This is a genomic window from Pseudoalteromonas sp. 5Ae-yellow (assembly GCF_014077565.1).
In the GTDB taxonomy this organism is placed as follows: domain Bacteria; phylum Pseudomonadota; class Gammaproteobacteria; order Enterobacterales; family Alteromonadaceae; genus Pseudoalteromonas.
In genome coordinates this window covers 1-23,761 of sequence record NZ_JACGWD010000048.1, presented here as the reverse complement: position 1 = coordinate 23,761, position 23,761 = coordinate 1, and the positions used below count along the sequence as shown (strand labels likewise).

Annotated in this window: 14 protein-coding genes; 12 read left to right on the top strand and 2 right to left on the bottom strand. The window is 39.6% G+C overall.

All coding sequences use genetic code 11. The features are described 5' to 3' along the window. Nucleotides 1-583: 583 nt before the first annotated feature. From H4J63_RS13365 to H4J63_RS13335, 7 genes are all read left to right on the top strand, one after another. Complete coding sequence (locus tag H4J63_RS13365; RefSeq protein ID WP_182197037.1) at nucleotides 584-3,388, top strand: TonB-dependent receptor; 2,805 nt, start codon at nucleotides 584-586, stop codon at nucleotides 3,386-3,388. A gap of 132 nt (nucleotides 3,389-3,520) precedes the next feature. Continuing rightward, entirely contained in the window at nucleotides 3,521-5,011 is a 1,491-nt protein-coding gene (locus tag H4J63_RS13360) for a tryptophan halogenase family protein (RefSeq protein WP_182197035.1), read from the top strand. A gap of 2 nt (nucleotides 5,012-5,013) precedes the next feature. Next, nucleotides 5,014-6,864, top strand: coding sequence for a glycoside hydrolase family 13 protein (locus tag H4J63_RS13355; RefSeq protein WP_182197033.1), 1,851 nt, complete (start codon nucleotides 5,014-5,016; stop codon nucleotides 6,862-6,864). A 90-nt stretch (nucleotides 6,865-6,954) separates the two neighbouring features. Further along, nucleotides 6,955-8,814: an alpha-amylase family glycosyl hydrolase gene (locus tag H4J63_RS13350; RefSeq protein ID WP_182197032.1), complete on the top strand. Its 1,860-nt coding sequence runs from the start codon at nucleotides 6,955-6,957 to the stop codon at nucleotides 8,812-8,814. Beyond that, on the top strand, nucleotides 8,807-10,312 hold the full coding sequence (locus H4J63_RS13345) for an MFS transporter (RefSeq protein ID WP_165742951.1): 1,506 nt from the start codon (nucleotides 8,807-8,809) through the stop codon (nucleotides 10,310-10,312). Before H4J63_RS13350 ends, H4J63_RS13345 begins: the two co-directional genes overlap by 8 nt. A gap of 10 nt (nucleotides 10,313-10,322) precedes the next feature. Further along, nucleotides 10,323-12,728, top strand: a complete 2,406-nt coding sequence (locus H4J63_RS13340) for a glucan 1,4-alpha-glucosidase (protein ID WP_165742952.1) — start codon at nucleotides 10,323-10,325, stop codon at nucleotides 12,726-12,728. Between the two features lie 518 nt (nucleotides 12,729-13,246). After that, nucleotides 13,247-16,174: a TonB-dependent receptor gene (locus tag H4J63_RS13335; RefSeq protein ID WP_182197030.1), complete on the top strand. Its 2,928-nt coding sequence runs from the start codon at nucleotides 13,247-13,249 to the stop codon at nucleotides 16,172-16,174. Between the two features lie 206 nt (nucleotides 16,175-16,380). Here H4J63_RS13335 and H4J63_RS13330 read toward each other — a convergent pair whose 3' ends face one another. Further along, nucleotides 16,381-17,397 carry a LacI family DNA-binding transcriptional regulator gene (locus H4J63_RS13330; RefSeq protein ID WP_024596123.1) on the bottom strand — a complete coding sequence of 339 codons (1,017 nt, stop codon included), beginning with the start codon at nucleotides 17,395-17,397 and terminating at the stop codon, nucleotides 16,381-16,383. Between the two features lie 290 nt (nucleotides 17,398-17,687). Here H4J63_RS13330 and glk point away from each other — a divergent pair, with 290 nt between their 5' ends. The 5 genes from glk (at nucleotide 17,688) to gap (ending at nucleotide 23,586) form a co-directional block, all read left to right on the top strand. After that, a complete protein-coding gene (glk, locus tag H4J63_RS13325; RefSeq protein ID WP_002959751.1) occupies nucleotides 17,688-18,680 on the top strand; it encodes a glucokinase in 993 nt (330 codons plus the stop codon). 38 nt (nucleotides 18,681-18,718) lie between these two features. After that, nucleotides 18,719-19,732 carry a LacI family DNA-binding transcriptional regulator gene (locus tag H4J63_RS13320; protein ID WP_182197028.1) on the top strand — a complete coding sequence of 338 codons (1,014 nt, stop codon included), beginning with the start codon at nucleotides 18,719-18,721 and terminating at the stop codon, nucleotides 19,730-19,732. A gap of 335 nt (nucleotides 19,733-20,067) precedes the next feature. Next, entirely contained in the window at nucleotides 20,068-21,918 is a 1,851-nt protein-coding gene (gene edd, locus H4J63_RS13315; RefSeq protein WP_182197027.1) for a phosphogluconate dehydratase, read from the top strand. Between the two features lie 33 nt (nucleotides 21,919-21,951). After that, complete coding sequence (gene eda / locus H4J63_RS13310) at nucleotides 21,952-22,572, top strand: bifunctional 4-hydroxy-2-oxoglutarate aldolase/2-dehydro-3-deoxy-phosphogluconate aldolase (protein ID WP_002959756.1); 621 nt, start codon at nucleotides 21,952-21,954, stop codon at nucleotides 22,570-22,572. A gap of 9 nt (nucleotides 22,573-22,581) precedes the next feature. Continuing rightward, nucleotides 22,582-23,586: a type I glyceraldehyde-3-phosphate dehydrogenase gene (gene gap, locus H4J63_RS13305; protein WP_002959757.1), complete on the top strand. Its 1,005-nt coding sequence runs from the start codon at nucleotides 22,582-22,584 to the stop codon at nucleotides 23,584-23,586. Here gap and H4J63_RS20115 read toward each other — a convergent pair. Then, nucleotides 23,581-23,761: hypothetical protein (locus H4J63_RS20115; protein ID WP_409072677.1), on the bottom strand; the 181-nt coding region annotated here is incomplete at its 5' end. The genes gap and H4J63_RS20115 overlap by 6 nt on opposite strands.

Here is a 23,761-nt window from a genome sequence, read left to right as displayed (position 1 = left end):
TACGTGAAGCCTTTAATCCTGTAAAAAGTCTGCATACGTATGCACTAAAAATAATGCAATAAATTTATTAAAAATAAGTGGTTAGAGTGGCTTTAGTAGCGTTCATTTTGCGTATCTATTGTTTACCAATTACGTCAGTCATTGATTTATTAGTTAAATTGAATCTAACAGATTGTACTGTAAGGGAAATATATCCCAGGATCTATATTAAATGGTCTGACCAATTTAACGCTTGGTAAATGTGGAATAATTTAAACGTTATTTGACAGTGATAGTTAACTTCACCTTGTTTACATTTAAGTAAAAGTGCCATTAAGTTTCAATAGAATTGATTTGACTATTGATGTTTGTCTTGTGTTTTTTATCTACTTTATTACTAATAAAATCAATTGGTTAAAAATAAACGTGTGTAATATGTGTTAATGTTAGGCTACATTGAAATTGTTGAATACGTATGCATAAAGTTGTTAATAAAATAAATCTGGCGTTAATATTCATCCTGACAACAAAATTAGCTCGCCTTGTTTAACTATCACTTAAACATTGAACGCGGGTATCACAATATGGGTAACGGGAAAACATTATGTCTATGTTCAAACCAAGTATATTAACTTTGGCATTAACAGCTGCAGGCTTATCGAGCTTTGCTACACAGGCTGCTCAAGAAGATACAATAAAAAAAGATGATGTAGAAGTTATCGAAGTTAAAGGCTTTCGTGGCAGTGTGGTTGAGTCTATTAACACAAAACGCTTCTCTACACAGGTTGTAGAATCTATATCGGCTGAAGATATTGGCAAATTACCAGATTCTTCAATTGCTGAATCGATTGCGCGTTTACCCGGTTTAACAGCTCAGCGCTTAGACGGCCGAGCAAGTCGTGTCTCTATTCGTGGTTTTGGCGAGAATGAAAGTGGCACAACGTTTAATGGTCGTGAACAAGTATCGATTGGTGATAACCGTGGTGTAGAGTTTGACCTTTACCCATCAGAAATAATGAGCGGTGTAACTGTTTATAAAACGCCAAATGCAAGTATTGATGCTGAGGGTATTGCTGGTGTTATTAATATGCAAACAGTTCGTCCACTAAGTAAAGGCGAACGTGTTGTGCAAGTAAATGGGCAGTATGAGCAAACCAGCTTTGGTAAATTAAACCCTGACGGCAACGACGACGGTTACCGAGGCACTATTTCATACATTGACCAATTTGCAGACGATACCATTGGTGTTGCATTTGCACTAAACACCATGAGTTCACCAAACCAAGAAAAACGTTGGAACTCGTGGGGTTACCCAGAAAGAGAAGTAGATGGCCAAACATATTCAATTTTAGGTGGTGCTAAACCATTTGTACGTTCATCTACACTTGAACGTGACTCAGCAATGCTTGTTTTAGAAGCGGCGCCCACAGATAAATTAAACATGACGTTTGATGCGTTATATGTAGATTTTACAGATGAAAAAATCTTACGTGGTATTGAAGTTCCATTTGCATGGGGCCAAGGCTCAATTGACCCTGCAAGCGTAGTTGTAGATGGCGCAAGCGGCTTTGTTACCAGTGCGGTAACAAATGGCCAGCGCGTAATTGTGCGTAACGATTACGAAGAACGTGAAGCAGAATTAACCGCATTTGGTTTTAATACTAAATACGATATTGACGATTCATGGTCAGTTGAGTTTGATGCAAGTTACTCGCAAGTAGACCGTAAAATTTGGAGCCTTGAAAGTTATTCGGGCACAGGTCGCGGTGATACGCGTGGTGTTGCAGATAACCTAGGTTATACTTTTGATGGTGGTAATACTGGTGCTACGTTTACTCACGATTTAGATTACAGTGATTACAGCTTAATTCAGTTAGGTGGACCTCTTTCTTGGGGCTCAAACAAGGCGTTGAATAATAAGTATGGCTTAATTGATGCAGATGGAAATGATATTTCTGGTTATAAAGATCAGGCACAAGATGGTTTCATTAATGCACCAACCATTGAAGATGAACTATCTACATTAAAGCTGGCGGCATCTAAAGTATTAGAAAACGAATACTTCAGCTCAATTGAATTTGGTATGTCTTATAAAGAGCGCGAAAAAACAAAAGATTCGCAAGGCTTTTATATGACATTATCAGGATTTTCGCTTGCTAACCCAGGCATGCTAACTGTTCCAGAGCAATACCGGATGGGAAGTGTTGACCTAGGCTTTATTGGAATGGGTGACATGATTGCCTACGATGTTAATGGGTTAGTGAATGATGGTTATTATGCTTTAGTAGACCAAAGTTTAGCTGATACAAGTCACTTAACTAAATCGTGGACAGTAAAAGAAGAAATTACCTCAGCGTTTGTGCAAGCTAATATTAATGCAGAAATAAATGGCTTAGCATTAACAGGTAATGTGGGGGTACGTTACGTTAATACCGATCAGTCTTCACAAAGTAACGCTTTTAATATGGATGACGATGGTAATATATTTGTAACTCCTACAGATATTAGTCACGATTATTCACATGTACTACCAAGCTTAAACTTATCACTTGCGATTGATGAGCAACAAACGATACGTTTTGGTGCTGCTAAAACAATTTCTCGTGCACGCTTAGATGAAATGAATTCATCAGTTAATGCATCATATAATCAAACACCAGATGAAAATGGAAACTATTGGTCTGTATCGGGTGGTAATCCTAGTCTAGAGCCTAAAGAAGCAACAGGCTACGATTTTACTTACGAGAATTACTTTAGTGATGAGGGTTACTTCTCTGCAGCGTTTTTCTATAAAGATTTAACTCAGTGGATTTTTGACGGCACGTATGCAATTGATATGTCAGGTGTCGCAGATCCATCTACCGGAGAATTACCAGCAACATCATCGGGTACTGGCAGTGGTAAAATAAATGGCGGCGGTGGCGATTTATATGGTTACGAGCTTTCACTAGCGTTACCATTTAAAATATTCCATCCATCTCTTGAAGGTTTTGGTTTAATTGCCAGCCATACTGGTATTGAGTCTGATATTGAAGATCAAAACGGTAACGATTACGAGCTACCAGGTCTTTCGGATAAAATTCAAAGCTTAACAGTTTACTACGAAATGCATGGTATGCAATTACGTACCAGTATGCGCAAACGCAGTGCCTTTAAAGGTGATGTATATGGTTTAGGTTTTAACACTGAACAAGTTGATATTTTAGGTGAAACTATTTGGGATGTTCAAGCAGGTTATGACTTCTCTGAGGCCGGCATTGAAAGCCTTGAAGGTTTATCTGTTCAGTTTCAAGTACAAAACTTAACTGAAGAACCGTTTACGTCACTTTCTGGCGATAATGCTCTACAAGTACGTGACTACCAAGATTACGGTCGTACTTACTTGTTAGGCTTTAGTTACAAGCTATAATAAAAGTTGTGTGTAGAAGCCCTTGTGATTTGTTTTACAAGGGCTTTTTTATAGCTAGTTTATCAAACACTGATTAATACCAATTCGCTTAATTAAGTTTATTGAGCGCTGTATTAAAGCGTGGGCAATAATATGAAACCAATAAAACATGTCGTAATTGCAGGCGGTGGTACCGCAGGGTGGATAACAGCAGCACTGCTTAATAAAGTGTTAGGTAAAGTAATTAATATCACACTAATAGAATCATCAGCTATTGGTACGGTAGGAGTGGGTGAAGCAACGATACCGCCCATTATTCAACTTAATAACGCGCTGGGTATAAACGAGCAAGATTTTATTAATGCCACTAATGCTTCAATAAAATTAGGTATAGAGTTCGAAAACTGGAAAACGCCAGGGCATAGCTACATGCATGCGTTTGGCTCGTTAGGTAAAGATTTTCCCTTTTGCGATTTTTATAACTTTTGGTTAAAAGGTCAAATTACGGGTTGCGAAGACGACTTATGGGATTTTTCACTCAATTACCAAGTGGCTAAACAGCATAAATTTGCACCCCTCAATACAATTCCTAATACCCAACTACCTGGGCTGAGTTACGCATATCATTTTGATGCGACGCTTTACGCTGAATACTTAAAAAAGTTGGCTATATCGCGCGGTGTTAAACACATAGATGCAAAAATAAGCCATGTTGAACAATGCGATACAGGCAATGTTAAAAGCCTAACACTTGATAACGACAGTCAAATTAGTGGGGATTTATTTATAGATTGCACCGGGCTGCGTGCACTATTAATTGAACAAACACTAAATACAGGTTTTATTGATTGGTCTCATTACTTACCATGCGATAGTGCAGTAGCCGTACAAACAAAAAGTACTCATGAGCTTAAGCCCTACACGCGATCTATTGCACATAGTGCTGGTTGGCAATGGCAAATACCACTGCAAAATCGTATTGGTAATGGCCTTGTTTATTGCAGTAGATACTTGTCAGATGATGATGCTAAGCAGTTACGGCTAAAAAGCTTACCCGCTGAGCCAATTACAGAGCCCCGTATTATAAAATTCAAAACAGGTCGGCGTTTAAAGCAATGGCATAAAAATGTGGTGTCGGTTGGCCTCTCAAGTGGTTTTTTAGAGCCGCTAGAGTCAACCAGTATTCATTTAATTCAAACTGCGGTTACGCGTTTAATTAAGCTATTTCCACACAACGGTATTAGTGATGCGTTAGTAACGGAGTTTAATAAACAAAGCGTTATTGAATTAGAGCACATACGTGATTTTATTATTTTGCATTATAAACTCACCGAGCGAGAAGACTCCCCGTTTTGGCGTCAATGCATGCAAATGGATATACCAAATTCCCTTACCCATAAACTGAGTTTATTTAAACACACAGGCAAAGTAGTGCGGGAAGACGATGAGCTATTCGCTGAGGTTGCTTGGCAGCAAGTCATGATAGGGCAAGGGCTTATCCCTGATGACTATAACAGTATTGTTGATTCGCTAAGTGATGATCAACTGAGCGATTTATTCTCTACTTTAAAAACATTGATAAACTCAACAGTTGCGCAGCTACCAACTCACCAGAATTTTTTAGCCAGCATTAAAAAGGTATAACAATGCGATTTTTAAACACACTTTTACTAGTAAGCGCATGTAGCTTACCAAGCTTTAGTTATGCACTTAATGTAGAGCCTGCCAATTGGTGGGTCGGAATGAATAAAAATAACATTACAGTACTCGTGCATGAGCAAAATATAGCTAACGAAGAATTTAAATTAGATAAGTATAAAGGGGTTGAACTTAATAACGTAACACGTACCGACAACCCTAATTATGCTTTCCTTCATTTAAATATTAGCGATAACGCCAAAGCAGGAACGCTCAAGTTTAACAGCACTAATACAGCGCATAGCTTTGAGTTTCCTTTATTTACCCGAGATAAAAATAGCGCGCAACGCCAAGGTTTCACAAGTGCAGATGCTTTATATTTAATTAACCCAGATCGCTTTGTAAATGGCGACTCCACAAATGACACCGTTAAAAGCATGCTAGAAGCTGTAAATCCAGGTTTTAAAGGCGGGCGACATGGAGGGGATATTCAAGGTGTTATTAACGCATTACCGTATTTAAATAATTTAGGTGTAACACAGCTTTGGCTTACTCCAGTGCTTGAAAACAACATGCCAGATTACTCTTATCATGGTTACGCGATTACAGACTTTTACAACGTTGATCCGCGAATGGGATCAAATAATTTATACAAAACGTTATCAATAAAGGCTAAAGAGCAGGGCATTGGGCTTATTATGGATATGGTGCTTAATCACTTTGGTGCTGAGCACCCGTGGATGAAGGATAAACCAACTCAAGATTGGATTAACTTTAATGGGCAGTTTGAAAATGGTAAAAATGCCACAAGCCATGCGCGCCAAACAATTCAAGATCCACACGCAAGTAACTACGATAAACGCCAGTTTAGCGATGGTTGGTTTGTCGCTAGCATGCCCGATTTAAACCAGCGCCAACCATTATTAAATGAGTATTTAATTCAAAATGCAATTTGGTGGATTGAATACGCAGATTTAAGCGGTATTCGAGTTGATACTTACTCTTACTCAGACAAAGCATTTTTAAGTGATTGGACCAAGGCCATTATGGATGAATACCCACACTTTAATATTGTTGGCGAAGAGTGGACTTCAAACCCTGCAATAGCGTCGTATTGGCAGCGCGGTAAAGTAAATCAAGATGGGTATGTGTCAAGCTTACCCAGTGTGATGGACTTTTCGTTGCAAGAGGCGGTAATTCGAGCTTTAAATGAAGATGAAAGTTGGAGCACAGGCTGGGTTAAAGTATATCAGTCATTAGCTAACGATTTTTTATACCCAGACACCAATAACATTATGGTGTTTGCTGATAACCACGATATGAGCCGTTTATATACGGAATTTGGGCAAGACTTAGCTAAAACTAAAATGGCGATGACTTTGTTTTTAACAACGCGCGGCATTGCTCAAATATATTATGGAACCGAAATATTATTGGATAATACGCCGAGTAAAGATCATGGTGATATACGCATTGATTTTCCAGGTGGGTTCAAAAATCAAAACGCTAATGCGTTTACTGGAGTCGGGTTAAGTAAAAATCAGCGCGATATGCACAAGACTATAAGCACGCTACTTAACTTTAGAAAGCAAAGCCCGGCGCTTGCAAAGGGTAAGCTCGTTCATTTCAGTCCGAACAATGGTGTTTATAGTTATGTTCGCGTTAGTGATACGCAAACAGTATTAGTTTTTATGAATAAAAACAAAGTAACACAAAAGCATAATCTTGATTACATGCAAGAAGTTATACCAAAAAATGCCAATGTGCAGGCATTATTCACACAACACACTTTTAAACTAACTAACAGTATTAACTTAGAGCCAATGACTGCTACGGTATTAGTGATTAATACGCCGTGAATGTTTAAGTGAATACGTATGCAGCAACTGTATGGTTGCTGCAGATATCTTTAGTATAAAGCTATAACACTACTGACAAAAAGACACACAATGAAAAAATCAGTTTATGTACCCGCATTACTGTGTAGCGCACTTATAACAAGTGCGTGCTCAGACAATAATGAAACCGAACAGCAGCAAGCGCCTAAACAGACGCAAAATGAGTTAACAAAGCCTGTTGTATACCAAGTATTTACACGCTTATTTGGTAACACACAGACCGCGAATGTGCCCTGGGGTACAAAAGAGCAAAATGGCGTAGGTAAATTTACCGACTTTAACGATGCTGCACTTAAAGGTATTAAAGAATTGGGTACGACCCATGTTTGGTATACCGGTGTTTTACATCATGCGCTAGTGGGCGATTATACCGAGTATGGGATTACGCAAGACGACCCTGATGTAGTTAAAGGCCGTGCAGGTTCACCTTATGCAATAAAAGATTACTACGACGTAAACCCAGATTTAGCCATAAATGTGACTAATAGAATGGGTGAGTTTAGTGATCTGATTGAGCGCACTCATGAGCATGGCATGAAAGTGGTTATAGATATTGTACCTAACCATGTGGCTCGTAATTATAAATCAGTAGCAAAACCCAAAGGAATAAAAGACTTTGGTGAGCAAGACGACACCAGCAAAGAGTACGATAAAAATAATAACTTTTATTATGTACCAGGTCAGTCTTTTCAGGTTCCAACATCACAAAGCTATACAGTTTTAGGGGGTAATACTCACCCTTTAGCTGACGGTTTTTTTGATGAAACGCCAGCGAAATGGACGGGGAATGGCGCGCGTGCACCCAAGCCAGATATTAACGATTGGTACGAAACCGTAAGAGTGAATTATGGCGTTAAGCCTGATGGCAGCTATGACTTTCCTGTATTACCTAAAGAGTTAGAAAACCAAGATTATCGCGCTCATTATGCGTTTTGGCAAAATAAGGAACTGCCTAATAGCTGGTATAAATTTAGAGATATCACTCTTTACTGGCTTGATAAAGGCGTTGATGGTTTTAGGTACGATATGGCCGAAATGGTGCCGGTTGAATTTTGGAGCTTTTTAAATTCATCAATAAAAATGCAAAAGCCCGATGCGTTTTTATTGGCTGAAGTTTACAACCCACAAATGTACAGAGCGTATATTCAGCAAGGAAAAATGGATTACTTGTATGACAAAGTCGGCTTTTACGACACATTAAAAGCCATTATGCAGGGTAAGCAAGCGGCTAATACTATTTTTGCAGCCCAAAGCCAAGTGGCTGATATTGAAGCGCACATGCTGCACTTTTTAGAAAATCACGACGAACAACGCATTGCTAGTCCTGATTTTGCAGGTGATGCACGCTGGGGGAAACCAGCAATGGTCGTTTCTAGCTTAATGAGTCGCGCACCTACTTTATTATATTTTGCCCAAGATGTGGGGGAGGACGGATCTGAAAACGCAGGTTTTGGCACATCTACTCGCACCAGTATTTTTGACTATATTGGTGTACCAGCGCATCAAGCATGGATGAACAACGGCAAATTCGACGGCGCTAACTTATCGAGCGAGCAAGCATCACTTCGTGATTATTATAAATCAATAATGGCTCTTAATAGTTTACCCGCTGTTGTAGGTGGAACCATGTCAGAGCTTTCACTTAGCAATAGCGAACGCGTTGTTGGTTTTGTACGCTCGCTGGGACAGCAATCTATTTATGTTTTTAGTAATTTTAGTGAGGAGCCACAAATGGTATTAATTAATTTAACACCAGAGCAAGCAAATACCTTTGAGCGAAATAAACCGCTACACGACTTACTTGAACAAAATACGGTAAAGATCATCACTGACAAAGAAGTTACAAAGCTTATGCTTTCGCTAGATGCATTTAGTAGCGCAGTTTTAACTAATAAGGCTAATCATGAATAATCAAAATAATAATTATGACAGCAACAAACCAAATCTAAGTTTTTGGCAAATATGGAATATGTGCTTTGGCTTTTTAGGTATTCAATTTGGTTTTGCACTACAAAACGGCAATGTGAGCCGTATTTTTCAAACCCTAGGCGCACAAGTGGATGATATTCCTATTTTATGGGTTGCAGCACCGCTAACGGGCTTAATAGTGCAACCAATAATTGGTTATTGGAGTGATAAAACATGGGGGCGTTTTGGTCGTCGTCGTCCATTCTTTTTCATAGGGGCGGTACTTACTACTATCTCACTCTTTATCATGCCGCATTCACCAACTCTTTGGATTGCTGCAGGTATGTTATGGATTATGGATGCCTCAATCAATGTCACTATGGAACCTTTTAGAGCACTTGTAGGCGATAACCTGCCAGAAAAACAACGTGCTACGGGCTATGGCTTGCAAAGCTTTTTTATTGGTATTGGTGCGGTATTAGCCTCAGCGCTACCATGGATGATGACCAATTGGTTTGATGTAAGTAATACCGCTGCGCCAGGGCAAATCCCTGAATCTGTTAAATATTCATTTTATTGGGGTGGGGTCGTATTGCTAGTCGCAGTTCTTTGGACAGTTATGCGAACCAAAGAATATAGCCCTGAGCAATTAGCTGCTTTTGAAAACCACACTGCCAAGCCGACTAACACCGCATTAGTAGATATCAACTTCAATAAAGGTGCCATTATTTTTGTGGTGCTAGGTTTAGCAACCCTTGCATTAGTAATGGGTTTATCGCTTGAAAAAGAGTTATACCTACTTGCTGGTGGCTTACTAGCGTTTGGTATTGTGCAGTGGATAGCAAGCGCATTAAAGGCTGCTAACAAAATACAAGGCGGTTTTTACCAAGTAGTACAAGATGTATTTACCATGCCAGAGGCAATGAAGCAGCTTGCTTGGGTGCAGTTTTTTAGCTGGTTTACGTTGTTTGCTATGTGGATATACACCACAGCCGCAGTAACAAGCTTTCATTACGGCAGCAGTGATGCAACAAGTAAAGCCTTTAACGATGGGGCTGATTGGGTCGGTATTTTATTTGCAGCTTACAATGGCTTTGCGGCTATTGCCGCTATGTGTATTCCATTCTTAGTTAAAAAGATGGGCTTAAAAGGCGCGCATTGCTTTAACTTATTACTAGGCGCATTGGGCCTTGGCAGCTTTATGTTTATTCAAGACCCTAAGATGTTACTTATACCTATGATTGGGGTGGGGTTTGCGTGGGCGTCTATTTTATCGCTTCCTTATGCAATGTTAAGTAATGCACTACCGAGTAACAAAATGGGCGTGTATATGGGTATTTTTAACTTCTTTATTGTTATACCGCAATTGCTTGCCGCTAGTATTTTAGGGCTTATTTTACGCCACGTATTTTCTAATCAGCCTATTTACGCATTATTAATTGGTGCTGCATCATTCGTTGTTGCTGCAATTGCTGTAATGCGCGTTAAAAATTCAAACTAAGGGTCACACAATGAAAAAATATAACCTTATTACCACCGCTCTTTTAACTTTGGGTTTAACAGCCTGTGGTGCACAAAATACGAATAACAAAAATATTGGCGCTGCAGTTTCAGCAGCTCCTGGCGCACCAGGTGCTGAAGCATATTGGGCTTACGCGGGTAAAACCGGAATTGGTACTTCTTTTGAGCAATACCAAAACGGCCAATATAATAACAACGCTGCGACAGGTGAAGTATCAAAAGTATGGTTTTCAATTGCTAAAGGTATGATCACCGAAACTATGTTTGGACTCATTCACCAAGCTCAAATTAAAGATATGCAGTTTGTAGTAACCGGTAAAGATTTTACAGTCACTGAAGCTGACGACTTAGACGTTACAATTGATTACTTACATAAAGACGATAAAGGCAGACCACTATCGCTTGCTTACAAAGTAACAAGTACAGATAAGAAAGGGCGTTTTACCCTCGAAAAACACATATTCACCGACCCTGACGGACAAACATTGTTTGTACGCAGTATTTTTAATACATCACTTAAAGGCGTGAAAGCGTATGTTGCTGTTAACCCTTATATAAACAACAACGGCTTAGGTGATTTTGCAAAAACCTCTGAGCAAGGCTTAGTAGCATGGGAAGATGATAATTTTTTAACGTTGCAATCATCTACGCCATTCAAAATGCAAAGTGTAGGCTTTACAGGTGTGAGCGATGGCATCACCTCACTTAAAAAACAACACACACTAAGCAAAAAATATTCAAACACAGGCGATAAGGCCGGTAACGTCACTCTGCTGGCAGAGCTTGGTAATATCGATAGTAATACCACATTTGATTTAGCACTAAGCTTTGGTAAAACGCAGCAACAAAGCCAGCAACAAGGTGCACAGAGCTTATATAAAGGTTATCAAAATGTGCTTGACGCCTACAACGGTAAAGGTGAATCGCTAGGCTGGGAAGATTATTTACAAAGCCTTGAGCCATTAAATACAATGGTTAAGCAAACAGCCGATGAAGGTAAACTACTTTATACCAGTGCAATGGTACTAAAAGCGCAAGAAGACAAAACTAATGCAGGTGCGCTCATTGCCTCACTTTCTAATCCTTGGGGTGAAACTGTTTCAGCCAAAGAGGGTTCTACTGGTTACAAAGCGGTATGGGTTCGTGACTTTTATCAAGTAGCGATGGCATTTATGGCCTTAGGCGATACAGCGACTGCAAAAACGGCCTTCGAATACCTTGAAAAAGTACAAGTTACTAACAAAACTCCCGGTAACAATGGTGATACTGGATGGTTTTTACAAAAAACACATGTTGATGGTGAACTTGAATGGGTAGGGGTACAGCTAGATCAAACGGCTATGCCGATTATGCTTGCGTGGAAGTTACATCAAGCAAACGTACTAAGTGATAACGAACTTAAAGATTGGTACGCACGCATGCTAAAACCGGCAGCTGACTTTTTAGTTGATGGCGGAAGAGCTAAAATTTTATGGAACGACATGCAAATCACTCCACCCGCAACACAGCAAGAGCGCTGGGAAGAGCAAAGTGGTTATTCTCCCTCTACAACGGCTGCCGTTGTTGCTGGCCTTATAACAGCCAATGACATAGCAACACTCAGTGGTGATACTCAAAATGCAGATCGTTATTTAGCAACGGCTAAAAAGTACAACAGTGATATAGAATCGCAAATGTTTACCACCGAAGGTAATTTAAAAGGTGATAGCACCGATGGCGAGTATTTTATTCGTATAGGTCAAGACACCGACGCTAACTCTAATACTAAAATTAACGCCAACAATGGCCGTGAAGGTTTTAACAAAAAGCAGATTTTAGACGGTGGTTTTTTAGAATTAGTCCGCTATGGAGTAAGAAGTGCCAACGATTCAAGTATAGTTAAAACCCTGCCTGAGTATGACGACGAAACGCTTGAAGATAACTTACAAGTTAAATACAGCTTTAACTTTACCGATGGTAGCGGCACATTTGTAGGCTATCGCCGTTATGGCAACGACGGTTACGGCGAAGATGTAACCACAGGTACTAATTACGCCGAAAGCGGGAGCAACACGCCAGGCCAACGTGGTCGTGTATGGCCATTTTTTACAGGCGAACGCGGACACTATGAAATAGCGGCCGCAAACGCAAATAATACGCTAGATGATGCAAAACAAGCGGACATTAAAAATAGTTACGTAAAAGGGCTAGAGCAATTTGCTAATAGCGGAATGATGCTACCTGAGCAAGTATGGGATGGCGTGGGTGTAAATAAAGCAGGTTATGCGTTAGGCGAGGGTACAAACTCAGCAACACCTCTAGCTTGGACACATGCAGAATACATTAAGCTTGTACGCTCACTCAGTGATAAACAAGTTTGGGATTATTACCCTGTAGTTGCCGAGTCTCTTAATTAGGTTTTATAAAATTACGAAATATGAAAAAAGCTTCTATTTGAAGCTTTTTTTTAATTAAAATTAATTTTTTTTTGCAATAATGTGGGCTGAGATAAATCTGCTTTGAATATTTATGCTAACTAATCTCTATTATATGTTCTAGAAAGTCATAACTTATTTGTGTGATTTCTGTTTCTTCTTTAGATTTAGAGTCCTTTTTTGCTGATCCTAGTCTGTGTTTTTTGATGCTGTTTATTAGTCACGTAGATAAGTATGCATATTGGGGTTTGTGAATAATATGTTTACTATTCTATTTTTGGGTTTTATCTTTGTTTTTCTGTTAATTTATTGTTTTTGTTGACGGTTTTTCTGTTAATTTCAGTCGCATTTTGTTTGCAAGTTTGTTTTTGTTGTGTTATAAATTTGTTTCCCCTTATAGATTAAGGGGGATTAAATACTTTAAATAAGTAACCGTTATATAAAGTATTTGATGAAATACATAAAAAATAAAAATCTAATTATCTAGGGATAAATCAAAAATGAACCATAATTTTTCTAAGACATTTAAACGCTCATTCACTGCTGCAGCAGTTGCAATGACGTTAAGTGCGGCAATGCCAGCAATGGCGGATAACGTTAATGGCGCTATCAAAGGTAGCTTAACTGCTCAGTCAGGTGTTTCATTAGCGGGTGCATCAATAACAATAACAGATGACACGAAAGGCTATTCAAAAACGCTTATTGCAGATTCGAACGGCGAGTTCGATCTAAAACAGGTACCAGTTGGTAAATATAATATTGTCGTTTCTCAAGCTGGTTTTGACCAAGCTCAAGTTAAAGATGTTGTTATAGGAGTTGGTAAAACAGCTCTTATTGAAATTCCACTAACTACAGGTAATATCGAAAGAATTGCTGTTGTAGGTGGTTCTATTCGCGCAATAGATGTTTCTGCATCAGAATCTTCATTAAATATTAGCTCTGAAGAACTAGCGCTACTACCAATATCTCGCTCAGTAACTTCAGTAGCATTGCTTGCGCCTGGCGCAACTGAAGGGGACAGTCGTTTTGGCGACCAAGCTTCATTTGGTGGTGCTTCTGTAGCTGAAAATGCTTATTACGTGAATGGTCTAAATATGACTAATTTCCGTAATGGTCTTGGCGGTGCAACAATCCCATTCACAGCGTACGATAGCTTCCAAGTTAAGACGGGTGGTTATTCTGCAGAGTTTGGGCGTACTACCGGTGGATTAATCTCATCAGTTACTAAGTCTGGTTCTAATGATTTTCACTTTGGTGTTGAAACGATTTATTCGTCTGACTCATTAAGTGAGCAAGCTCCTAATTCACTTTATAAACAAAATGATCGTTGTGAAGACGCTGATGGGCATTGTATTGGTGATTTATATGTTAATAACCAAGACGACTATGACAACTCATTTGAAACAAGTATTTATGCTTCAGGTGCGATAATTGAAGATACATTATTTTTCTATGGTATTTACACTGCAAGAGATAATGACTACGAATACGGTAATGCATCTCAAACAGATTTAACAGTTGAAAAAGATGATGACCCATATTACCTAGCGCGATTTGACTGGAATATTAACGAAGATCATCAACTAATGCTTTGGGGCTTTAGTGACAAACGCACTTATTCAGAAAAAACAATTTCAGATCCTCAAGGAAATGGTAATTATACTGTAGATGGTGGTACAGCTTATCATAAGCGAGGCGGAGAAAGTTTTGCAGTTCGCTATACTGGTAACCTTACAGATGATCTAAGTATGTCAGCAATGTTTGGCCAAGTTAAGTTTTCAGAAACTGATTACTCAGACTTCGATGATTGTCCTACAGGTTATGATGCCGATTTAGGTGAGGATACTACATGTTATGTAAACTTTACTGTTGGTGAAAATGAAGATAAACGTGAGCAATTGCGAGTTGACTTTGATTACTACTTAAACGATGAGCATACGTTAAGATTTGGCTATGATTCTGAAACTAATACAGCTGATTCAACAACACAAAACTCTGGTGGCGTTTACTACTATTATCGTACATACGAAGAAGGCGCTAGACTGGCTAATGGTTATGTCTTACCTGAAGAAATGAAGACAACACGTGTACGCGATTATAAAAATGGCGGTTCGTTTGAAGTAGAAAACTGGGCTATTTATATTGAAGATCAATGGTCAGTTACTGAAGATTTAACATTAACATTAGGCCTTCGTAATGATAGTTTTACTAACTACAATGCAGATGGCGAAGAGTTTGTTTCTATTGATAACCAAATTGCCCCTCGTATAGGTGGTTCTTGGGATATTAATGGAGATGGCGATAGTAAGTTATTCTTCACTGCTGGTCGTTATTACCTACCGGTAGCAGCTAATACAAATATTCGTTTAGCGGGTGCAGAAACATTTATCCAAACTTGGTACGCTTTTGAAGGGTTAAATGCTGACGGTACCCCTGTTGGTTTAGGTACTCAGCTAGGTGACCCTGCTATTTCTAATGGTGGTGACGGTACTGCGAAACCATCAAATACCTTATCTGATAAAGATCTTGAACCAATGTATAACGATGAGTATATGATTGGTTATCAAGCAGCAATTAATGATGATTGGTCATGGGGTATCAAGGCTACTTACCGTGTTTTAGGTAATCAAATTGATGATGGTTCTTATATCTTTAGTGATGAAAATGGTGAATATTTAGGTGAAAACTGGTTCTTATTTAACCCTGGTAATGGCGCTACTTTCAATTTCGATCTTGATGGTGACGGCACCACTGAAGAATATAGCTTTAGTGCAGAAGAGTTAGGTTACCCGGATGCTAAGCGTAAATATGCATCAGTTGATTTAACATTAGAGAAAACATGGGATCAGGTTTGGTCTTTAAAAGCGCTATACACATGGTCTCACAACTATGGTAATACAGAAGGTTTTGTTAAATCTGATAATGGTCAGGATGATGCAGGTCTTACGCAAGATTGGGATTACCCTTATTTAATGGATGGTGCTAATGGTAATCTACCTGCAGATCGTCGTCATAACATTAAAATTTATGGTGCTTTTGCTGTTACAGAAGACTTCTTAATTGGTGCTAATGTTAATATCGCATCTGGACGTCCTTGGACTGCTTTAGGTCAAGGTTATACTCCAGATCCTGATCAATACCAATATGGTGATACTTACTATGTAGGTGACAAACGTTTCCCTCGTGGCAGCATGGGTACTACACCATGGACAGCACGTTTAGATCTTAACTTTACTTATAACCTTCGCTTTAACGATCAGAAAGTTCGTTTAGCTATGGATGTATTTAACGTATTTGATGCTGCTACTGAAACTCGTTACGACGAAGCTGCAGAAATAGCTGCTGGCGATGGAAATGCTACATTTGGTTTAGCTCAGTCTTACCAGTCTCCTCGTAGAATTCAATTATCAGCGTCTTACGATTTCTAATAGCTTGTTAGTATGAGTTAAAAGTTGTTTAATAAAAAAGCCTCGTTAGAGGCTTTTTTTATATCTAAATTTTGAGTTTTTGTGAGATATGAATAGATCAGAAAGAAAAGTGAAATGAATAGATAAAAATATACTGAATAAATTAGTGTCGTTGTAACTTCCAATTAAAACCGTTTATAAATTCTACTTTATTTTATCAGCCCGGCTCAGCTTGACTTTCTAGGAATGAGAATAGGAGGCAACAGGGTGCTTTGAACTTCTTCACCACGTATCAGTTTTAATAGGTTCTCTACTAACATTTGCCCAGCAATAGTGGTGTTTTGCTCTATTGTAGTTAGTGGTGGGTTTACATAACTTGCAATGGCTATATTATCAAAGCCGACTACCGCAACATCTTTCGGCACGTTAATATTTGCTTCTTTAAGTGCGCGTATAGCCCCTATAGCAATTAAGTCACTTGCAGCAAATAAGGCGTTAAATTTAATATTATTAGCAATTAGTGAGCGTGTGGCGTGATAGCCAGATTCTTCAGTAGAGATAGCATTAGCCATTTTACGCTCATTTATTTTAACGTTGTTAGCCAATAGCTCATCTTTAAAACCCTGAAAACGACTAAAAAATTCGGGGCTGTGATCAGAGGCGTCACCAATAAAAGCGCAATCAGTTCTGCTATGCGCAATAAAGTGCTCAGCGGCGAGCTTACCGCCACCGTAGTTATCACAACAAACAGTTAAATCGGGACGGTTATCTACCGTTGCACCCCAGCAAACAAACTTAGTATTTTGTTCAAGTAAGGTGTTAAATTTTGGTTGGTAATCAATGTAATCGCCATACCCGAGTAAAATAATGCCATCAGCTCTGTGGCTGTCTTCGTAGTCTGCTTGCCAATCAGCACTGGCCGATTGAAATGAAACTAATAAATCGTAACCTTCTTTAGCGCAAGCACGGGTAATACTGCCAAGCATGGCTAAAAAGAAAGGATTTATTTGGGACTCGTCAGAAGTAGGATCTTCAAACAACAATAATGCAAGTGTACTACTTTGTTGAGTGCGAAGGTTACTCGCATTTTTATCAACTTTATAATTAAGCTTTTTGGCTATATCGAAAACACGCTTGCGTGTTTCTTCATTAACAAGGTGGCTGTTACGTAAAGCGCGAGATACAGTCGATTGAGATACCCCTGCATAGTGGGCAATATCAAATGAGGTAGCTTTACCTTTCATTGTTACAACTTAATTAAATTGATAAATAATTGTGTCATTTTCGTTTATTGATGAATAATTTCAAGCTTTTTGTGAATTAACGTATATTTTTATTGATAAATTCCTGACACCGGTGTCATAATGTCAGTGTTTTATCATTTTGTTGTCAAAACGTATTCGCTGTCTATATCTTTATAGGCAGCATTTTTTACTGTGATAGCTACTTTGAGGTGATAGCTCAAAGTATAAATAACAATGGTACACCATTGTAAAATAATAAGCATGAGTCGCTTAACAAAAGAGATAATACTATGAGCCCAAACGCTTCTGCCCAATTTGATCCCATCTTAGTTGCTGATGTCGGCGGCACTAATGCCCGCTTTGCTTTAATAACTGCTTTTAATGAACAGACTAACCAATTTATAATAGAACACATTAATATTTTTCCTAGTGCCAACTTTGGTTCTCTTGAAAGTGCGCTCGAGCAATACTTACAAACAGTCCCACATATTGCACCCAAACGCGCATGTTTAGCCGTTGCAGGGCCAATAAAAGCCGGGCAAGTGCATTTAACCAATTTAGGTTGGCATTTTAGCGTCAGTGAATTTAAAACTCATTTTGATTTACAGCAACTTGAAGTCATTAATGATTTTGCTGCCTTTGCTTACGCTGCACCTTACTTAGATCCTAAACAAAACGTCATTGTTAAATCAGGTCAAGCTGATGATAACGCAAACATTGGTGTTATAGGTCCAGGTACTGGTTTTGGTGCCGCGTGCTTAGTTAGAACGTCTCAATCTACCGCAGTGCTAAGTTCAGAAGGGGGGCATATATCACTTGCACCTGTTAATGAACTCGATACTTTATTATTAAATGAGTTACGTAAAGATCATCCCCATGTTTCTATCGAAACAGTTTTTTCAGGTCCTGGCATAACGCATTTATACAAAGCAATGTCTGCGGTTAAGGGTGTAACAGCTAAAAATTTAGATGCCGCACAAATTAGCAGCCTTGCAAATAGTGGTGAATGTGATGTGTGTGATGCAACCTTAAACCAGTTTTGTGATTGGATTGGCAGTGTTGCCGGTGATTTAGCGGTTGTTTATGGCGCGTTAGGTGGATTATTTATTGGCGGTGGAATACTACCTCGTATGCAAGCGAGACTTCTTGAGAGTCGTTTTGTTGAACGATTTTCGCAAAAGGGTATTATGTCGCAGTACGCAGGACAAATCCCTGTAACACTCGTAACACAAGACAACATACCGCTTATTGGCGCTGCTGCGTGTTTACACAATAGCAAATAGGGCTTTGGTCTTACAGGTTGTATTTGGATAATGGACAGATGAAAAAAGTAACCATAAATAGTGTAGCAAGCCATGCAGGGGTTTCTAAAAAAACCGTCTCACGCGTGTTAAACAATGAGCCTAATGTAAGTGCCGCCACCCGAGAAAAGGTGCTTGCGGTATTTAAAGAGCTTGATTACACCCCAAATCCAATTGCACGAGGTCTTGCTCAAAATCGTAGCTTTATTATTGGCTGTTTATACGATAACCCAAGTAAAAGTTATATTACCCGAGTGCAAACGGGCGCCTTAGAAGCGTGTAAAGAAAACAACTATAATTTATTGATACACCCTTGTGAGTTTCGTGGTGAAGCACTTATAAATAATATTGAGCAATTACTACAAACTTCTCGATTAGATGGCATTGTGTTAACACCTCCTTTTGGTGATTTTGCTGAGCTTGCTTCTTTTTTAAAATCTAAAAAAATTCCTTATGCAAGAGTTGCTTCAGCTTTACTACAAGATGATTCAATTTCAGTGCGTAGTAACGACGAGCAAGGCGCATTTGAGATTACCGAGCATTTAATTAACCTCGGTCATAAGTCTATAGCCTTTATTAAAGGGCACCCGGATCACAGTGCCACGCAACAACGTTTTAAAGGTTACAGGCGTTCACTTGCAAGCCATGGTATAGAATTTGATGAGCGCTTAGTCGAGGAGGGTAACTTTAGTTATCACTCAGGTGTAGATAGTGCACGCAGCATATTAGATTTATCCCCTAGGCCAACCGCTGTATTTGCATCAAACGATTACATGGCGGCTGCCGTACTTAAATTAGCAACTCAGCGCCAATTAAAAGTGCCTGATGACATTTCAATAGCTGGGTTTGATAATGCGCCCATTGCACGTCATATTTGGCCTGGGTTAACAACGATTGCACAGCCCGTTGAAGAAATGACTAAACAAGCCGTAACGCAACTTATTTTACACATAGCTCAACCACAAGAGCAGCCGTATCAGGTAACGCTTGAGTCGCGCTTGATTACACGCGAGTCTACCTCAGCAATAAAATAGTGAGTTTAAAACACTTTCACAGTAGCCCGAATATGAGTGACGCTTATTCGGGCTTTTTTTACTCTGAACTTGCTAAAACATGGTTTGTGCCTAAAAATCAATTAGGTCATTATTCGGTCATGTTAAAATATTAAACTATTTTTGTTACCTGGGGTTGACACCGGTGTCATTGCTATGCGTTAATACAGTGACACCGGTGTCAGGGTTGTTGTGAGAGGCTCCCTGGTAGCGTACCTTTGAACGGGTAAATCAAAGATGCTCAGTACAGTTATTTACGTGGAGTCTTTAGTTGCTACTGAGCCTTTATCCTCTAACTAATAGAGATGAGTTAAATTATGTTACATCCTCGTATTCAAGAAGTTACCCAGCGCGTTATCGAACGCAGTAAAAATACCCGTCAAGATTATTTAGATCGCATTTCGCACGCAAAAAAACAAACAAGAGTTCGTGCCGGTTTAGGTTGCGGAAATATAGCCCATGTTATGGCTGCATGTAGCAGTGATGACAAAGCGCGCTTAAAGGCTGATGAGCAACCAAATCTTGCTATTATCAACTCATACAACGACATGTTATCGGCTCATGTGCCATACAAAGACTACCCAGATTTAATTAAAGACATTGCAACAAAATACGATGCTACAGCTCAAGTTGCTGGTGGCGTTCCTGCAATGTGTGATGGTGTTACGCAAGGGCGTGACGGCATGGAACTTTCACTTTTTTCTCGCGATGTAATTGCTATGTCTACAGCAATTTCTCTTTCGCACGATGTGTTTGATGGCGTTTTTTGTTTAGGCGTTTGTGACAAAATTGTTCCTGGTTTATTAATTGGTGCATTGTCGTTTGGTCATTTACCTGTGTTCTTTTTACCAGCAGGTCCAATGCAATCAGGTATTCCAAATAAAGAAAAAGCACGTATTCGCCAAAAGTTTGCACAAGGTTTAGTGAGCCGCGATGACTTACTCGAAGCTGAAAGTGCGTCTTATCACAGCGCTGGTACATGTACGTTCTACGGTACTGCCAATTCAAACCAAATGTTAATGGAAATAATGGGCTTACACCTTCCAGGTAGCTCGTTTATTAATCCTTACACTGAGCTTCGCGATGGCCTTACAGGTAATGCTGTAGAAACAATGCTCAAGCAGCTTACAGATGATAAAGAAAGCCCGTGTTTAGCCGATGTGATCAGCGAAAAAACGATTATAAATGGTTTAGTGGGTCTGCTTTCTACAGGTGGTTCTACTAACCATGCTATCCATATTGTTGCGATAGCAAAAGCTGCCGGCATTCAGGTTACGTGGAAAGATATGTCTGACTTATCAGAAGTTGTACCACTTCTTACACGTATTTACCCTAACGGATCAGCTGATGTAAACCACTTCCAAGCAGCTGGCGGTATGGGTTTCTTAATGCGAGAACTAGCAAGCGCTGGTTACTTACATACAGACGTTAAAACAATGCTAGGCGATGGTTTAGCACCATACATGACAGAGCCTCGTTTAGATAAAGACGATAGCTTGATCATGAGCGACTCAACCGGCCCAACTAAAGTTAAATGGGTAGATTGCCCAGCAAACTCGCACGATGAAGAAGTACTTCGTCCAGTGAGTAACCCATTTAGTAAGCAAGGTGGTCTGCAACTTCTAACTGGCAACTTAGGTAAAGCTGTTATCAAAGTGTCAGCGGTTGCTGAAGAACATCAAACCGTTACTGCTCCTGCAAAAGTATTTAGCTCACAAAGTGCTCTTCAAGATGCATACACTCGTGGCGAATTAAACCAAGACTTTATTGCCGTGCTAAAAGAGCAAGGCCCTAAAGCGAAAGGTATGCCAGAGCTACACAAGTTAACGCCAGTAATGGCAACGCTTCAAGATGAAGGCTTTAAAGTAGCCATTGTTACTGACGGTCGTATGTCGGGTGCATCAGGTAAAGTACCTGCTGCTATTCACTTAGCACCAGAGGCAGTAGAAGGCGGCATTATTGCTAAAATCCGAGAAGGCGATTTAGTGACGCTTGATGCGCCAAACGGAATCTTAAAAGTACACGTTAGCGACGAAGAGCTTGCTAAGCGTGAAGCAGAACTTAGCCTGCCAAGTGCAACATTTGGTACAGGTCGTGAATTATTTACTGGATTTAGAAATATCGTAAGCAGTGCCGATTTAGGCGCGAGTGCTTTTGGACTTGAATAAATATTAGCCATACTGGGTAATGAGGAACAAGTAATGAGTATTGAAAAAATCTTAGCATCGGCACCCGTAGTGCCAGTGGTTGTAATCGAAAAATTAGAAGATGCAGCACCACTTGCAAGAGCTTTATACAACGGTGGCTTAAAAGCCTTAGAAATAACACTACGTACACCCATTGCTGCAGAAGCTGTAAAGCTAATGAAAGCAGAAGTACCTGAAGCCTATGTAGGTACTGGTACGGTAGTAGATAAGGCAAGTTTTGATCTTTCGGTTGCCGCTGGTGCTGATTTTATGGTGAGTCCAGGTGTTAGTGATGAGCTTATTGCTTTAGCTAAAACATCAGATATACCATTTTTACCAGGCGCTGCAACTGCAAGTGAAGTTATGCAACTTGCGTCGCATGGTTTTAAGTATTTAAAATTCTTCCCAGCAGAAGCTGCAGGCGGAACAGCTATGCTTAAATCAATCGGTGGCCCATTACCACATATTACTTTTTGCCCAACTGGCGGCATTAGCCTAGCAACTGCTCCTAATTATTTAGCGCTTAACAACGTTATTTGTGTTGGTGGTACGTGGATGCTAGATAAACAACTAATTGAAAATAAAGACTGGCAAGCAATTGAAGCGCTTGCTCGCCAAGCAAGTGAACTTAAATAGGAGTCTAAAATGATTAATGTAGCAATTAACGGGTACGGCCGTATCGGTAGAAATGTTTTACGTGCACTTTATGAGTCAGCTCAAAACAGCGAAATTAAAATTGTAGCAATTAACGATTTAGCACCAGCTAACGTAAATGCACATTTAACGCAATATGACTCAGTTCATGGTCAATTTTCAAAAAAAGTAACACTTGAAAACAACACTATGCTAATTGGGGATGACGTAATTACGTTAACGCAAGAGCGTGACCCTGCAAACTTACCGTGGAAAGAGCTAAACGTAGATATCGTTTTAGAATGTACTGGTTTTTTCACTAAACGTGATGACGCCGCTAAGCACATTACTGCAGGCGCTAAAAAAGTAATCGTATCTGCTCCAGGTACTGGTTTAGATGCAACAGTAGTGCATGGTGTAAACAGCGATGTAATTAATGCTGACAGCAATATCATTTCTAACGCTTCTTGTACTACTAACTGTTTAGCGCCAATTGCAAAAGCAATTAACGACACAGTAGGTATTGAGCAAGGTAGCATGACGACTATTCACGCTTACACCAACGATCAAAACTTATCTGACGTATACCACCCAGATTTATACCGTGCGCGTAGTGCAACTCAATCTATGATCCCAACTAAAACAGGTGCTGCGGCAGCTGTTGGTTTAGTATTACCAGAACTTGCTGGTAAATTAGATGGTATGTCGGTACGTGTACCTACAATCAATGTTTCTTTAGTTGATTTTACGTTTATCACTAAGCGTGATACGACTGCAGAAGAAATCAATGCAATCATGAAAGAAGCATCAACGGGTTCAATGAAGAGTATTTTAGAATATAACGAGCTTCCGCTTGTTTCTATCGACTTTAACCATAACCCAGCGTCGTCTATCTTTGATGCAACGCAAACTAAAGCCAATGGCAAACTAGTTAAAGTAATGGCTTGGTACGACAATGAGTGGGGTTTCTCAAACCGCATGTTAGACCAAGTTAAAGCATTAGGTCAGTACTTATAATTGACCTTGTAAAAGTTTAGCTTTATCCAACCAAGCCACGCATTGCGTGGCTTTTTTGTTTGCCCAGCGAAGCTGGCAAACCCGATAGGCTGAAAGATGCCTTATTACCCTGACTAAGGGGAAGATAATCTGAATGGCAAGGGCGTCACTGGCCAACGGTGGGGTCTGAAGGAAG

Bases quoted from the DNA above. Each gene is read 5' to 3' on its own strand.
- H4J63_RS13365 (WP_182197037.1), top strand. From the start codon at position 584: ATGTCTATGTTCAAACCAAGTATATTAACTTTGGCATTAACAGCTGCA.
- H4J63_RS13360 (WP_182197035.1), top strand. From the start codon at position 3,521: ATGAAACCAATAAAACATGTCGTAATTGCAGGCGGTGGTACCGCAGGG.
- H4J63_RS13355 (WP_182197033.1), top strand. From the start codon at position 5,014: ATGCGATTTTTAAACACACTTTTACTAGTAAGCGCATGTAGCTTACCA.
- H4J63_RS13350 (WP_182197032.1), top strand. From the start codon at position 6,955: ATGAAAAAATCAGTTTATGTACCCGCATTACTGTGTAGCGCACTTATA.
- H4J63_RS13345 (WP_165742951.1), top strand. From the start codon at position 8,807: ATGAATAATCAAAATAATAATTATGACAGCAACAAACCAAATCTAAGT.
- H4J63_RS13340 (WP_165742952.1), top strand. From the start codon at position 10,323: ATGAAAAAATATAACCTTATTACCACCGCTCTTTTAACTTTGGGTTTA.
- H4J63_RS13335 (WP_182197030.1), top strand. From the start codon at position 13,247: ATGAACCATAATTTTTCTAAGACATTTAAACGCTCATTCACTGCTGCA.
- H4J63_RS13330 (WP_024596123.1), bottom strand. From the start codon at position 17,397: ATGAAAGGTAAAGCTACCTCATTTGATATTGCCCACTATGCAGGGGTA.
- glk (WP_002959751.1), top strand. From the start codon at position 17,688: ATGAGCCCAAACGCTTCTGCCCAATTTGATCCCATCTTAGTTGCTGAT.
- H4J63_RS13320 (WP_182197028.1), top strand. From the start codon at position 18,719: ATGAAAAAAGTAACCATAAATAGTGTAGCAAGCCATGCAGGGGTTTCT.
- edd (WP_182197027.1), top strand. From the start codon at position 20,068: ATGTTACATCCTCGTATTCAAGAAGTTACCCAGCGCGTTATCGAACGC.
- eda (WP_002959756.1), top strand. From the start codon at position 21,952: ATGAGTATTGAAAAAATCTTAGCATCGGCACCCGTAGTGCCAGTGGTT.
- gap (WP_002959757.1), top strand. From the start codon at position 22,582: ATGATTAATGTAGCAATTAACGGGTACGGCCGTATCGGTAGAAATGTT.